Source organism: Sporosarcina ureae DSM 2281 (genome assembly GCF_000425545.1).
Taxonomy (GTDB): Bacteria; Bacillota; Bacilli; order Bacillales_A; family Planococcaceae; genus Sporosarcina; species Sporosarcina ureae.
In genome coordinates this window covers 56,299-70,843 of the sequence record NZ_AUDQ01000007.1, presented here as the reverse complement: position 1 = coordinate 70,843, position 14,545 = coordinate 56,299, and the positions used below count along the sequence as shown (strand labels likewise).

At 40.6% G+C, this 14,545-nt stretch carries 12 protein-coding genes; 9 read left to right on the top strand and 3 right to left on the bottom strand.

The genetic code is table 11. The features are described 5' to 3' along the window. The first annotated feature begins 360 nt into the window (after window positions 1-360). On the top strand, window positions 361-726 hold the full coding sequence (locus H605_RS0108490; protein ID WP_029053825.1) for a helix-turn-helix domain-containing protein: 366 nt from the start codon (window positions 361-363) through the stop codon (window positions 724-726). A 148-nt stretch (window positions 727-874) separates the two neighbouring features. Here the strand turns inward: H605_RS0108490 and H605_RS0108485 are convergent, their stop codons facing one another. After that, on the bottom strand, window positions 875-2,473 hold the full coding sequence (locus tag H605_RS0108485; RefSeq protein ID WP_029053824.1) for an ABC-F family ATP-binding cassette domain-containing protein: 1,599 nt from the start codon (window positions 2,471-2,473) through the stop codon (window positions 875-877). Window positions 2,474-2,575: 102 nt separating this feature from the next. Between H605_RS0108485 and H605_RS0108480 the strand changes: the two genes are divergently transcribed. The 3 genes from H605_RS0108480 (at window position 2,576) to H605_RS0108470 (ending at window position 6,103) form a co-directional block, all read left to right on the top strand. After that, window positions 2,576-3,802 carry an MFS transporter gene (locus H605_RS0108480; protein WP_211225429.1) on the top strand — a complete coding sequence of 409 codons (1,227 nt, stop codon included), beginning with the start codon at window positions 2,576-2,578 and terminating at the stop codon, window positions 3,800-3,802. Between the two features lie 75 nt (window positions 3,803-3,877). Next, window positions 3,878-4,834, top strand: a complete 957-nt coding sequence (locus H605_RS0108475; RefSeq protein ID WP_029053822.1) for an LCP family protein — start codon at window positions 3,878-3,880, stop codon at window positions 4,832-4,834. A gap of 72 nt (window positions 4,835-4,906) precedes the next feature. Continuing rightward, window positions 4,907-6,103: an AI-2E family transporter gene (locus H605_RS0108470; protein ID WP_037561801.1), complete on the top strand. Its 1,197-nt coding sequence runs from the start codon at window positions 4,907-4,909 to the stop codon at window positions 6,101-6,103. A gap of 242 nt (window positions 6,104-6,345) precedes the next feature. On the opposite strand, the gene H605_RS0108465 is transcribed toward H605_RS0108470, so the two are convergent. Beyond that, the gene (locus H605_RS0108465) at window positions 6,346-7,299 is read right to left on the bottom strand and encodes a substrate-binding domain-containing protein (RefSeq protein ID WP_037561777.1); all 954 of its coding nucleotides are present in this window, start codon (window positions 7,297-7,299) and stop codon (window positions 6,346-6,348) included. Window positions 7,300-7,459: 160 nt separating this feature from the next. Between H605_RS0108465 and modA the strand changes: the two genes are divergently transcribed. From modA to H605_RS0108440, 5 genes are all read left to right on the top strand, one after another. Further along, a complete protein-coding gene (gene modA / locus H605_RS0108460; RefSeq protein ID WP_029053819.1) occupies window positions 7,460-8,257 on the top strand; it encodes a molybdate ABC transporter substrate-binding protein in 798 nt (265 codons plus the stop codon). Window positions 8,258-8,284: 27 nt separating this feature from the next. Continuing rightward, window positions 8,285-8,959: a molybdate ABC transporter permease subunit gene (modB, locus tag H605_RS0108455; RefSeq protein WP_418346999.1), complete on the top strand. Its 675-nt coding sequence runs from the start codon at window positions 8,285-8,287 to the stop codon at window positions 8,957-8,959. Between the two features lie 18 nt (window positions 8,960-8,977). Continuing rightward, complete coding sequence (locus H605_RS0108450) at window positions 8,978-9,646, top strand: ABC transporter ATP-binding protein (protein ID WP_029053817.1); 669 nt, start codon at window positions 8,978-8,980, stop codon at window positions 9,644-9,646. Between the two features lie 126 nt (window positions 9,647-9,772). Continuing rightward, a complete protein-coding gene (gene fni, locus H605_RS0108445; protein ID WP_029053816.1) occupies window positions 9,773-10,804 on the top strand; it encodes a type 2 isopentenyl-diphosphate Delta-isomerase in 1,032 nt (343 codons plus the stop codon). Between the two features lie 43 nt (window positions 10,805-10,847). Beyond that, window positions 10,848-11,222: a hypothetical protein gene (locus tag H605_RS0108440; RefSeq protein ID WP_029053815.1), complete on the top strand. Its 375-nt coding sequence runs from the start codon at window positions 10,848-10,850 to the stop codon at window positions 11,220-11,222. A gap of 1,197 nt (window positions 11,223-12,419) precedes the next feature. Here H605_RS0108440 and H605_RS0108435 read toward each other — a convergent pair. After that, a complete protein-coding gene (locus tag H605_RS0108435; protein ID WP_029053814.1) occupies window positions 12,420-14,420 on the bottom strand; it encodes a helix-turn-helix domain-containing protein in 2,001 nt (666 codons plus the stop codon). Window positions 14,421-14,545 lie beyond the last annotated feature (125 nt).

Genomic DNA, 14,545 nt, shown 5'->3' with positions numbered 1-14,545 from the left:
AGTATAAAAATAGGTCAGAGTAAACGGCTCAGGATTCAATTTAATTTTTGGGGTGGGACAACACTTAAAATATACTTTACATTTCATTTGATTTCTAAGCTAAAGATTTCTTTCGACAAATGAATTCTAGCAAAAAAACATTTAATTTTATAAATATTTTTGAATATAGAAATGGAGATATCGACTCTCAAATTATAGGGCTAATTTACTAACCTCCAAATTAATCCATCTATAAACATATTATATAGTTCTAACAAAACCTGGTTCCAAATAATCCCTATATGCTATAATAATACTCGCATCTCATTATTTGGTATACTATGCATAACGCACGTACAGCAATCAAGGGGGGAAAGATCAATGAAGAGTACTTTCGTCATTCGTCAAAGAGCTTTTTTGAAGCTCTACATGCTCAACAAGGCAGAAGAAGGGAACTTGTATGGTTTACAGATGTTAGATGACCTTCAAGATCATTTTAGGGACCTAGGTTATCGTCCAACTAAGTCTGAAGTATACAAATCTCTCCATGATTTACTCAACGATGGATTAATCGTCAGACATCCAATCCATAAGCAAGGGACGGAGATGCAGACGCTTTACATTTACCGCATTGGGGACAAGGAGAAAGTGAAAGCTTATAAAGATACTATAAAGTTCGAGATTGATCGATCTATCTCTTTACTAAAGAGAGCACTGCAAGACAATTATTCGCAAAAGAGACAATAATATGTGAAGTCGTGATGGCTAATATTTTAGCAAATCAAGTTTATGTCGCTAGCAAATCGACGGCTTTTATACATCATGTATTCGTATAAGTGCAAAAAACTCCCCTAGAAGTTTTACCTTCTAGGGGAGTCACTATATCCACTACGAATTAAGCTTTCTGACCTTTCCATTCCAAATACTCATCATATGTCATCATCTTATCAAAGATTGTTCCATCATCATTGATTTCGATTACACGATTAGCAATTGTTTGGATGAACTGGTGGTCATGAGATGTGAAGATCATAGCGCCCTTAAACGCGATCAAACCATTGTTAAGTGCTTGGATAGATTCCAAGTCCAAGTGGTTTGTTGGCTCGTCTAGAAGAAGAACGTTTGCGCTTGTCAGCATCATTTTCGATAACATACAGCGAACTTTTTCTCCACCTGATAAGACGTTCGGCTTTTTCTTTACTTCTTCACCTGAGAATAGCATACGTCCGAGGAATCCACGCAAGAATGTTTCCGTTTCATCTTCAGGAGAGTATTGACGAAGCCATTCAACTAATGTCGGCTCGGAACCTTCGAAATACTTCGAGTTATCCATAGGGAAGTAGGCACGAGTTGTCGTCACGCCCCATTTGATTACTCCTGTATCCGGCTCTGTTTCTTCAGCTAACATATCGAGTAAAGCAGATTTTGCAAGTGGGTTACCGATCAATACGACTTTATCATCTTTATTGAGTGTAAAGGTCGCATCTTTAATAAATGTTTTGCCATCAACCGTTTTTGTGACATCTTTGATCGTCAAGACATCGTTACCAATTTCGCGGCCGATTGTAAAGTTAACGAATGGATAACGGCGTGAAGAAGGCTTGATATCATCCAACTCGATTTTATCCAATGTCTTTTTACGAGACGTTGCTTGTTTGGATTTCGATGCGTTAGCACTGAAACGCGCGATAAACGCTTGTAATTCTTTTACTTTTTCTTCTTTTTTCTTGTTTGATTCTTGGGACAGTTTCAAAGCTAATTGACTTGATTCGTACCAGAAGTCATAGTTACCCGCGTAGATCTGGATTTTACCAAAGTCAAGATCGGCGATGTGTGTACATACTTTATTCAAGAAATGACGGTCGTGTGAAACGACTACGACAGTGTTTTCAAAGTTGATCAAGAATTCTTCAAGCCACTGGATTGCTTTAAGATCCAAGTTGTTTGTCGGCTCATCTAGTAGTAGTACGTCTGGTTTGCCAAACAAAGCTTGTGCAAGCAATACTTTTACTTTGCTTGAACCGTCAAGCTCTGCCATCGTCGCGTGATGCATACTTTCAGGAACACCAAGACCTTGAAGAAGTACAGAAGCTTCAGATTCCGCTTCCCATCCGTTCATCTCTGCGAATTCACCTTCGAGTTCAGCTGCACGCATACCGTCTTCATCAGAGAAGTCTTCTTTCATATAAATCGCGTCTTTTTCTTTCATGACTTCATATAGCTCTTTATGACCCATGATGACTAGATCCATTACTACGAACTCTTCATACTCGAAGTGGTTCTGCTTCAGGACAGCCAAACGTTCATCTTTTCCGAGAATAACATTACCTGTTTGGGGTTCAAGTTCGCCTGACACAATTTTAACAAATGTTGATTTACCAGCGCCGTTCGCTCCAATTAATCCATAGCAATTGCCTGGATTGAACTGTATATTGACATCTTCGAATAGCTTGCGATCGCCGAAGCGAAGACTTAAATTACTAACTGCTAACATAAATAATATCCTCCTAATTTCACAATGTTCCTAGTATACATTAAAATTACGTGAAATGGAATGTTTGAACTAGTACTGTTTACAAATTCGTTTTACGATATAATGACGGTAGATGTTCTATACGTATCCTATACAAAAGGAGTCTTTGGATTGCGCTCTAAAACTAGTCAAGGTCTATTATTATTTGCGATCTTTATAGTCGCGCTCAACTTACGGCCGGCAATTACGTCCATCGGGCCGATGCTAAACATCATCCGTGATGATTTGTTGTTGTCGAACACTCAAGTAAGTCTACTGACTGTTATTCCGGTTATCTGCATGGGCGTCTTCGCGATGCTAGCGCCGATACTGAATAAAGCAATCGGCTTGAATAAAACGATGTACTGGATGTTGTTGTTACTCGCTGTAGCAACCGGCATGCGTTATTCTGTCACGTCGTTCAGTGTGTTATTACTGACAGCTTTCATCTCAGGTGTGGCCATTGCTGTCATTGGTCCGCTATTATCCGCACTGATCAAACAATACTTCCCGATGCATGTTGCTGTAGTCGTCGGAATTTATTCATTCGGCATGGGCATGGGGGCGACGCTGAGTACTGGATTGACAGGTGTCTTTTATGTAAAAGTTCATTCCTACTCATTTGCACTTGCTGTTTGGGCCGTCATTGCAATTCTTGGCATTATTGCATGGGCAGTTACGGCTGCACATCCGATTGAAGTGAAGCAAATAACAGAGCAACCCGCGCAAAAAAGGAAGAACCCTTGGCGCAGTAAACAGGCATGGAGCTTCCTGATCTTCTTTGGTTTACAGACCGCATTATTCTTTTCTGTTTTGACGTATCTCGTTCCTATTGCGGTATCGCACGGCATGACGCTTCTACAAGCTGGGACATTGCTAAGTGGAATGACAATCGTGCAAATTTTTATGAATATAGGCTTTCCTATTGTTTTACAGAAGTTTGCTAGCAGAACGCCGGCACTTGTTGTAATTCTTGCACTCGGTATTGTCTCAATTGGGTTAATGTGGACAGCTGATCCGCTGTGGTTTGCCATTGGAGTTCTCGTCATGGGGATTCCGCTCGGTGGATTATTCCCGATTTGCTTGTTGATGCCGATGGACGCGACGGATACTGCCGAAGAAACGAATTCATGGACTGCTATGATGCAGACAGGTGGTTTCATCATCGGAGGGATTTTGCCGTTACTGATCGCTTCCTTATATGACTATACTGAAAATCATTACGTGACATTGTTCGTATTTCTTGTTTTATTTGTGGCTATGCTAGTGCTAGCGTTGCAAATAGGTCGGTCCGCCAAGCAAAGCTCGTAACTGGACGCAACCCCTTGTGAACAGAAACGTCCTGATTAACAGGATACACACGGATAATGGAGGAATGAATGCCACATGGAAGAACACTTCGACGAACAACAGCCGCATCGCAGAAAAAAGAAGCGTAAATTACGCGTTGGCAGAGTTTTTATGACAGTACTATTGCTTTTCACGGTAACGACCTCAGCGTATAGTTACTTTCAATATAAACAAGGTAAGGCTATGACGGCAGGCAGTAAGATTAATCCAGGAGAGTTTCAAGGTGATTTGCTGAGTCCGCAAGATCCGACGACGGAAAATTATTTATTGCTTGGCATCGACAATGATGGCACTGGAAAATATCGCACCGATACGATGATGGTGCTGTCTTGGGATCAAACCGCTGGTACTGCGCATTTAATTTCATTCATGCGGGATATTTACGCACAAATTCCAGGGTACCAGTCGTACAAGCTTAATACCGCATACTACTTAGGCGGAGTACAAACGGCGAAAGAAACGATTTCGGGGATGTTCAATATCCCGATTCATCACTACGCAGTCGTCGATTTTAATAATTTCGAGTCGATCATGGATATTGCGTTTCCGAAAGGCCTCGAAATGAATGTAAAGAATGAAATGTCTGAGAAAATTGGTGTTACGCTAAAACCGGGCGTACAGCGGTTGAACGGTAAAGAGTTACTCGGTTATGCACGATTCCGCGCAGACGATGAAGGCGACTTCGGTCGGGTCAACCGCCAGCAGGAAGTGATACAAGCAGTGAAGGACGAGCTATTTAGCGTGTCCACTGTTATGCAAGCACCGAAAGTAGCCGGCGCACTCGATAACTTCATTGAAACGGATTTAACTACGAAGGACGAGCTAACAAAAGTGCTGACAGTTATCGCAAAACGTAAACTGGATCTGCAGACATTACGTATTCCAGTTGAGGGCAGTTACTCCTTTACTTCATACAGCCATGCAGGATCTGTAATCGATATTGATTTAGATAAAAACAGAGAAGCGATCCGTTCATTTTTAGCAACACCCTAACGGATCGAATAAAGGGGGAGTGAAACGTTGAGGCAGCCACCAAAAAAGCCTTCTTTACGAGATTTCTGGTCTATTCCTTCTACATCACCAATTGTCGGATTTCTCGGTGGTCAATCTACATTGTTTGTACTGCTTTGTTTATTGTTCATTGGATTGATCATCTTGGTCTTCACTCAAGTTTCATTTATTTTCTATCCAATTCAAGTATTTTTCTCGACTGTCGTTTTGCCGGTAGTACTTGCGACCATTTTATACTACTTAATGCGTCCGATTCTTCGGTTTTTAGAAGAGCGTTTACGCATACCACGCGTCTATGGGATTTTGATCCTTTTACTGGCAACTGCTGGGTTACTAACATTAGTAATTTTCTTAGTGTTACCGTTCCTACGTTTGCAGTCGATCAATTTATTCGATGAATTTCCTCAGTACTTTAAACAGTTGATTTTGGACATGGATAATTTTTTCAAGAACTCCATTTTTGCTCCGATTTATCAAGGATTCAACTTTAACGTCAATACGTTCCTTGACTCCGGTTTTGAAAGCATCGGCAAATTCTTCACGGAGACGATAGGTGGTATCGCATCAGGCTTGACGTCATTCGTTTCCGCGCTTACTGGAATTATCTTGAGCATTGTCACCGTGCCGCTCATTCTGTTTTATTTACTGAAGGACGGTGAGAAGTTACCACAAACGATTTTGCGTATGTTGCCCCCACGTTTACGTGACGATGCAGCGATCATCTTCCGCGATGCGGATAGACAAATCAGTGCGTATATTCAAGGTCAGATTTTAGTTGCGATTGCGATTGGGATCATGGTATCAATTGGCTTCCTGATTATTGAAATGAAGTATGCATTGCTGCTCGGAGTACTTGCGATGTTCACGAGTATCGTGCCATATCTGGGACCGGTGATTGCGATCACGCCAGCGGCTATTATTGCGATGGTCACGTCGCCATTCATGCTCGTGAAGCTGGCGATTGTGTGGACGATTGTGCAAGTGATCGAAGGGAAATTTATTTCGCCTCAAATCATGGGGAAGTCGCTGCATATCCACCCAATCACGATTATATTTGTTTTACTGACGGCCGGCTCGCTGTTCGGCGTCGCTGGGGTGATTCTCGGGATTCCCGCGTATGCGCTGCTGAAAGTCGTTGCGACTCATGTATTTTATCTGTTCACGATGCGATATAATCGCTTTGAGACGCAGGAAGAGATGTATTATGAGACAGATTCGCTTGAAGAGTATTATGAGAATGATAGAGAGTAACCCGCCTTTTACTAGGTGGGTTACTTTTTTGTTGAAGGTGTTTGGTGAGTGTGGATAGGCGAAATGCTGAGGCTAATGAGCGGATACAGGTGTTGATAGAGCGCTTGATGAAATGTATGAGCGGTTACGGACCGTGATAGAGCGGTTGGAGATGGCCATAGAGCGGTTACGCATGACCTATGAGCGCGTAGACGAATTAATGAGCGAAACCTCACTAGTTACATAAAATCGATCCACTATGCCTACACCGTTTCATACAAAATAGTTCCAGTTTTCGTTAAGTCATAGCCACCCACCGCAGCCAATTGCTCTTTGAACGAAGCGGAGTTCAGTGTCTCTACTATGAGTTCGCGCAGCTTTTCATTTTCAGCCGTTTTGATCAGCACTAAATCATACTGCTCCTGAATTAATGGTATGAAGTCCACATCGATCAATCGGGCAGTTTTTTCGATTCCGACGCCTACATCTGCGTAACCGGAAGCAATGCGGGTCGCTACGGCCATGTGATTCAACTCCTCGTCGTCATAGCCTGTAATGGAAGGGGCTGTAATTTCTGCGAGTTGTAGTTGCTCATCCAGCAAAACACGAGCTCCTGAGCCTTTCTCGCGGTTCACAAGGCGGACACCTGGTTGTCCCAGGTCTGACCAGTTCTGTAGTTGCTTCGGATTATTCTTTTGTACATATAACCCAGCTTTTCTACCTAGCAAGTGGATGACCATATAAGAGCGCCCCGTAAGTAGCCGTTTAATATATGGCAAATTATATTCACCGGTTTCTCCGTCAAATAAATGCGTACTGACGATGTCGGCTTGTCCTTGATACATCTTGATCAAGCTATTCAAGCTGCCGGAGAATGATCGCAACGGTCGATAGAGTCCCGATTCTTCTACATGACTAGCTACGATGTCCAGACTCAAATCTTGCCCGCTAATGATGACGTGGCTGTCTGTAACCGTTTCTGAAGCAGCGACTTGTGAAATCACTGAAGTCGTGGGCGCCGTTGCCGATTCGCCGCCGCTTTTCAGTCGTTCTTTATATGCTGTCAAATCTACGGCATCGACACGCATTTGACGTCCCACGCGATAGGCTCGGATTTCTCCTTTTTTAATAATGTCATACACTGTTAATTTCGACACTTTCAACAATTGAGCGATTTCATCGGTCGTATAGGAGATATCATTTTCTAAATTTGTCATGTCTCAACCCTCCACAAATAGTACATCTATCTTCTAACATATCATCCATAATTGCAAAATTGACAAGCTTTATAAAGCATAATATGATGATTCTAGATATAACTAGTTATGTTTAGATATATTTAGTTATAGTTAACAGGGAAGTAGGGGGTACTACATAATGAAACGTTTTTCATTTTTCACTCTGTTCATTTCACTAACCGTTTTGCTTGTAGGATGTTCAGATACGAATGAAACGGAGAAATCAGGCGCAGTGGATCGCGAGAAACCTGAAGCTGAATTATTAATATCTGCTGCGGCCAGTTTGACGGATGTATTGGAAGAGTTAAAAGGACCATTTGAAGAAGCGCATGAAGGCATTACGGTGACATACAACTTTGGCAGCTCGGGGAAATTGGCAACGACTATTGAAAATGGCGCACCGTCTGACGTATTCTTGTCTGCTAGTTCAAAAGATATGAATGATATGGAAGATAAAGAGTTACTCGTCAAGGAGTCAAGAAAAGATTTTACTGAAAACGCACTCGTATTAATTACACATAAAGATTCTAATCGGACGATTTCCTCTTTTGAAGACATAGATCCAGCAGCACTCGATCATTTAGCAGTTGGTGAGCCGGAATCGGTGCCAGTGGGTCGCTATACGAAAGAGACACTTGAAAGCTTGGATCTCTGGGAGTCTTTGCAAGAAAAATTAGTTCTTGGCTCAGACGTACGTCAAGTACTGACACATGTGGAAATGGGTAACGCAGATTACGGTGTCGTGTATTCAAGTGATGCATTCATTACGGATGATGTAAAAGTCTTAGCAGAAGCAAATGCAGTTTGGCATGAGCCGATCGTGTACCCGGGCGCTGTGTTTGCTGAATCTAAGCATCAGGATGCCGCACAGCAATTCCTTGACTATTTGACTGGTGAGGAAGGAAAAGAAACGCTGCAGAAGTTTGGATTTAAGTAAAGGAAAGGGGGAGAAAGTTTGCTCGATATGGATTATTCACCTTTATTATTATCTCTGAAAGTAGCTGCTATCTCCACTTTCTTTGTTTTTGTAGCTGGTGTGTTCATTGCGTACTTACTTGCGAAGCGTGATTTTTTCGGAAAAAGCATATTGGAAGCATTGTTTTTATTGCCTCTCGTGTTACCACCGACCGTCGTCGGCTTCGGTTTACTCATTTTATTCGGTAAAAAGGGCTGGATCGGCAGTTGGTTACTCGAATGGTTCGATTTTCAAATCGTCTTTACGTGGATTGGCGCTGTTATTGCTTCGATTGTCGTATCGTTTCCTTTAATGTATCAAAGCGCAGCGGCAGCATTTGAAAGTCTCGATGAACGATTATCAAATGCTGCGCGTACGATGGGTGCTTCGGAATGGCGCGTGTTCTGGTCAGTCGTATTCCCGCTTGCTTGGCCTGGTTTACTGGCAGGGTTGGTGCTGTCATTCGCAAGAGGTCTAGGAGAGTTCGGTGCTACTTTAATGCTTGTAGGGTACATACCAGGTAAAACCGACACGATTCCGATGGCGATTTATTTCGCCGTAGAGTCGGGACAGATGGAAAAAGCGACGTTTTGGGTAGTGATCATCATTACATTCGGATTTAGTTTGATTTTATGGGTGAATTGGTGGAGCAAGCGCAATATTAGGCGTTTTACGAAGTCTTGAGGGTAAGGGGGATTTGACATGCTACATGTGGAAATCAATAAACAACTCGCGCATTATGAAATGAACATTCATTTTGAAATGTGCAATGAAATCCTGGTGTTAGTCGGCCCATCCGGCTCTGGTAAAACGACGATATTGAACTATATTGCGGGGCTTGCACAGCCGGATCACGGGATGATTCATTCGAATGAACGTACTTTTTTTGAAACGGGTGAAAAACCAATGCCTGCTCGCGATCGTCAAATCGGTTATTTATTTCAAGACTATGCATTATTTCCACATATGACGGTGGAGAAGAATATTTGGTTCGGCGTGAAAAAGAATGAGCGAAAAGAAAGCAACAAAATGATTTGGGAGTTACTTCAAGTACTAGGAATTGAGCATTTACTACAGAAGTATCCCCACCAGATTTCAGGCGGAGAAAAACAGCGTGTAGGGTTGGCTAGAGCACTTGCTACCCAACCTTCCGTGTTATTGCTGGATGAACCGTTGTCTGCTCTCGATAAAGAAACGCGGAAACAGTGTCAAGATGAGCTCTTACGTTTACATGCCATGTGGAAAATTCCGTTCATTATTGTAACTCATGATCTTGACGAAGCAGAACGCCTAGGTGACCGTATTATTTATCTTGATCAAGGACAAATAACGGATGAAAAGTGGAAAAAACATCTAGTTTCAACATTTTAAAACGTACAAAGCTCCGATTTTATATCAGAGCTTTTTTATATTTTGTGTAATCGAAGTAGAACAGCTATAATTCATAGTAACCGACTAATATAAAAATGGGTTTACTAGTAGATAGGAGTTAATATCATGGGCAAGCAACTGAATGACCGGAAAGCACAGCATATTCAAATCGTGTTGGAAGAACATGTGACTGGAAATGCGATTACGACAGGTTTGGAGCGGTATGAATTTCTGCATAATGCCTTACCTGAATTATCATTTGACGATATCAATATGGAGCAAAATTTTCTAAATAAATCATGCAAAACACCTTTTTTAGTGAGTTCGATGACCGGTGGTGCGGATTTTGCGGAAACGATTAACCGGAATCTAGCATTTGCTGCAGAACAAAGAGGCTGGGCACTGGCGTTAGGTTCGACACGCGCTTTAATAGAGAGTAAAGCATTCCGTCCTTCATTTGCATTACGAAAATATGCTCCAACGGCTCCCATTATCGCAAATTTAGGTGCAGTGCAATTGAATTATGGTTTTTCTGCAGACGAATGTCGTCAAATTATCGATTATACCGATGCAGATGCATTAGTATTGCACATAAATGTATTACAGGAAGTCATTCAACCTGAAGGTAATACGAATTTCAGTAATTTATTATGTAAAATCGAGAAATTATGCAATGAATTATCGGTTCCTGTCGGCATTAAAGAAGTGGGATGGGGAATAGATGGTCAAACCGCTAAGAAGCTCTTGGATATCGGTGTGTCTTTCATTGATGTAGCTGGTGCAGGGGGAACATCTTGGAGTCAAGTAGAGAAATACCGCACGACACCGATTAAACAGCAAGCGGCAGCAGCATTTAGCGAATGGGGAATTCGAACGGCAGATTCACTACAGCTAGTTAAACCTCATATGAACGATAAGTTATTAGTAGCAAGTGGTGGACTTCATACAGGTGTCGACGCTGCAAAATGTATCGCGTTAGGCGCAGATTTTGTCGGTTTTGGTCGAGCGATTTTAGAAGAAGCAACTATATCAGCTGAAAACGTTTTCCAAACAATGGAAGTTCGCGAACTAGAATTACGCATGGCGATGTTTGCAACGGGCTCTGCGAATATCCGGGCGTTACAACAAACAGATCGATTACAAAAGATTAACTCGTGAATGTACTATTTGCGAGTTTTTCATATCTAAGGAGGAAATGACAATGTGGAAATTAGTGAACGGAAAAATGATTCAAACGACAGATGAAACACGGATTAAATTCCGCACGAATATCAGTCAAGAGATTTTACAGCAATTAGAAGATTTATCTGAAGAACATGATACATATAGCAATTATTTATTGGAAAATGGATTGTGGAACGTATTAGCCACAGGAGTTATTGAGTACGATAAGAATTTACGTCCAACAGATCGAATCCAGTACAAAACGACGTACGATAAAGAATTATTGGAATCCGTTAAACAGCTGGCAAAAGATCACAAGCTATTCATTAACGATGTCATTGAGTACAGTGTAGGACATATCGACTTTGAACACATCAAAACTAAAGATCATAAGAACCGCTTAGAAAGCTAGCGCGAGAAGGACACATGGAGAGTAGAATATGTATAGATCGTAGAACGCCCCGAACATAATATAAATTATAGGAAGTTATGTATCACTTATAAGTATACTTGTGATAGTGAGATATCAGCGCTTTTTTAGATGAATTAAGCGCTCGATTTATTATAATTGCTTAACAAGTTTACTTCAAGCTTTACGATGTTTCTGTATTATTTATGTGTTTGTCATTAATTTTCTTCGGCAAACACTATTTATTGTTTTGTTCCTGCTTTGCATTTTATATGCCGTTTTACTATCTTGCTTGATGATCAATCATACTAGCTTAACTCGACCAGTCATTTATAAGCACTCTTTAACGTAATGCTTAATCCATCAACCTATCACTTTTATAGGCTTTTGACATGTAAAGTCATCGTCATATACTTTTCATACCGATTATCCTATCGACAAAAATCTGACGGCCCCTTCTCTTCCAGTTAATTGATGGGCTTTCTCAATAATCTGCTTAATCTCCTTGTTTATGTATTCGAAGATCTCGTCCTTGATTATTTTACGTGCGATAGTCGATGTTTGTTAGATAATATGGTGCGTGGAACACTGTATAAACAAGGATTATTTGGAACCATGTTCACTAAGATTACATACTACGTTTAGCCTTACTTATGAATATAAACCCTGCCTAGTATATCACTTGTATAGCGCTTGTATGTTCGTGCTTTGTTTTTGTTTATATATTTACTGATCTTTTATCTTCAAATAACGTTTTATAAATTGATAAGCAAAACCGGCTTAAATACACCTTGCCAGTGTTGCTCAGCAAATCTATTATTCCTTTACAGAAATTCCACCTGCACATTGAATACATAGAATCACGACATTTAAGTACATTCTCCTACCTATCAACCGAGCTCTATGCATGATATTACTGTTGCTCTCCAGGATCTCCCTTCCTTGATTGCTGCACGTGTGATATTTATGGCGTGCTAATTTACATGATGCGAATAATAGTAAAGTAAGAAGGATTATTTGGAACCAGGTTTCTTAAGAATTTAATGTTCTCTACTTATTACTTTTGTCGATAAAAGAAAGCAAAGCTCGACAAAAAATGAGCTTTGCTTAGTATAACACTAGTATAGCGTTTGTATGTTCGGTTTTTAAAAAAATAATTTCGAAATTGAATTAAGCTGACACGTATTCAGTAATACCAACTTAATTTAACCAATCTTTCATCTTTTTATAGACGGTTTGTGACGGTAAGGCTCCACCTCGTTCAATATTGCTTATATAGGACGTCGATATATTCAACTCTTCGGATACTTGCTTCAGTGTTAAACCACGGTTGATGCGACATTCTTTAAAATCACTGCCAATATTCTTACAAATTCCTTCTTTGTTTTGCACTACGGAAAAAGTAGTTGGTGAATTGATTGATTTCTTTCTCTCGATCGGCTGATAATAGCCGACAATCTCGTCAGGTGGCGCGATGATGATCGTAGCATCCAACCAGATACGCAACCAGCCTTTCTTCGACATGCTATCTTCATTCCATTGATTGTATTGCCAAAATGTTATTACGCCTTCTTCCTCCAATAGGTCTAGGGCTTTCTCCAATCGGTCCCGAATACGTGAAGGTGCCTGTGAATCTATTTGTATACCGATTTTTTCGAGTAATGTACTAATTTTATGCGGCTGCAAGTAGCTTGCTTTTCGTGCTTGAGTACGCCAACGCCAGCTTACATAACGGATGAGTTTTTTCTCCCATTTCCGTTGATACGGATTGAATTCGATCGCTTGATTCGGTAATAACTTTACTTGTCTGGCAGTGCCTTGCAAGAAAGAATCAAAAACTTCCCCAATCGTTACATATAGACGTTCGGGTAATGACTCTTCATTTAATTCGCACAGACTACCGTCTTCATTCGTAAAAATGAACGCACGCCCTTGCATCTTCTTGTTGACAGGTTTACCTTGTTCATATACTAAGACCGTTTCTAATTCCATCCATAGTGATCGTATTATAGAAAGCGCTTTCATCACATGGATGCGTTGTTCTTTTTCATAGCCACCGCGCCTACCTGTTCCTCCTAGTTTTGTCTTCAGTCCACGGATTGTAAGCAGATCATCGAAGCGGATTTCTACGCGGTCACCTACCTGCCCTAATTGCGTCAAATACATATGGCATAGGGAATCTAATACGTCCACATCGACTTCTGATAACGTCCTCGAATCGTTATGCAGTTGATTCATACGACTTGCTGTCCGATCCTCTTCACGCGGAAGTAGCTGCAAAGAACCTGTCAGCGTCGTACTACGTATCGTCGCCTGTGGCCATTGATCTGGCTCACAAGTAAATTTTTGGTTGGAAATAGCTTCTGTGATGAATTGATAAATGGCGTTGCTCATCACTATGAGATTATTAGTTTTTACTGTGGATTCAATCGGTTGATGCTCGGATAACCGATTGTTCACGCCGAGTAATTCATTAATTTGCTTCATTGAATCTTTTTCTAACTCGAAAACCGCAAGTGTTTCAGATACCATTTGCTCTATATAGACATTGACGTCTGTTGTGAATGTATTTAGGAAACTATCGTTAGAAGCAAAGCTAGTATTTATTCTTTCAAGAAATAACTTGTTCAACTCTTCATTAGATAGTGCATCTAGTGTGTTGTAGCCGTGAATTTTAATCATTTCATTCACGGTATGATTGATTAAATATGTTTTGTACCACGAACTAAATACACTCCATGATTCCTCATCATTTAGCCAAGCGGTTGTATTCAGCATCTTTGCGTATTTATTGTATAATTTATTTATTATTTCCCATTTGAGAGTAGGCTTATTTTCAAGTAATGGTGTGAGATGACTCTCATAAGTACTAAAAAATTTAGCTGTCATGAATTCTGTCACTTTCGCTAACATTTCATATCTGGCCCGCAGACGCAATTTGAAAAATAATTGAAAATTTTCATCGTAGTTGTGCTGTCGGACGATGAACGTCTCGTTTTTCACTCTTGGAAAAATGTGATTCGTTGCTACTTTTTTTCGTACTTTTTCACACGGAAAATTGATTAAGTAGTTATAGTCAAAAAAGTTAGGTTGTGGATCATAGATGACGATTACTTGGAAGTGGTCAATTTTATTGGCAATATTTTGATGATGGATTAATTCATAGTGCGTAGTATTCAACAGTAAATCGTAATTAATCAAATATAGTCCCCTCCGATAAACCGTAAGTTCAGAATAGTATAACATGGATTTCCAAGTTTCACTATTTACTTTTGTTTCAGTAGAAGTGATATGTAGTAAAAACTAGAACGCAAAAACAGCTTGGA

Bases quoted from the DNA above. Each gene is read 5' to 3' on its own strand.
- H605_RS0108475 (WP_029053822.1), top strand. From the start codon at position 3,878: ATGGAAGAACACTTCGACGAACAACAGCCGCATCGCAGAAAAAAGAAG.
- H605_RS0108440 (WP_029053815.1), top strand. From the start codon at position 10,848: ATGTGGAAATTAGTGAACGGAAAAATGATTCAAACGACAGATGAAACA.
- modB (WP_418346999.1), top strand. From the start codon at position 8,285: ATGGATTATTCACCTTTATTATTATCTCTGAAAGTAGCTGCTATCTCC.
- H605_RS0108465 (WP_037561777.1), bottom strand. From the start codon at position 7,299: ATGACAAATTTAGAAAATGATATCTCCTATACGACCGATGAAATCGCT.
- H605_RS0108485 (WP_029053824.1), bottom strand. From the start codon at position 2,473: ATGTTAGCAGTTAGTAATTTAAGTCTTCGCTTCGGCGATCGCAAGCTA.
- H605_RS0108450 (WP_029053817.1), top strand. From the start codon at position 8,978: ATGCTACATGTGGAAATCAATAAACAACTCGCGCATTATGAAATGAAC.
- H605_RS0108490 (WP_029053825.1), top strand. From the start codon at position 361: ATGAAGAGTACTTTCGTCATTCGTCAAAGAGCTTTTTTGAAGCTCTAC.
- H605_RS0108480 (WP_211225429.1), top strand. From the start codon at position 2,576: ATGACGGTAGATGTTCTATACGTATCCTATACAAAAGGAGTCTTTGGA.
- modA (WP_029053819.1), top strand. From the start codon at position 7,460: ATGAAACGTTTTTCATTTTTCACTCTGTTCATTTCACTAACCGTTTTG.
- fni (WP_029053816.1), top strand. From the start codon at position 9,773: ATGGGCAAGCAACTGAATGACCGGAAAGCACAGCATATTCAAATCGTG.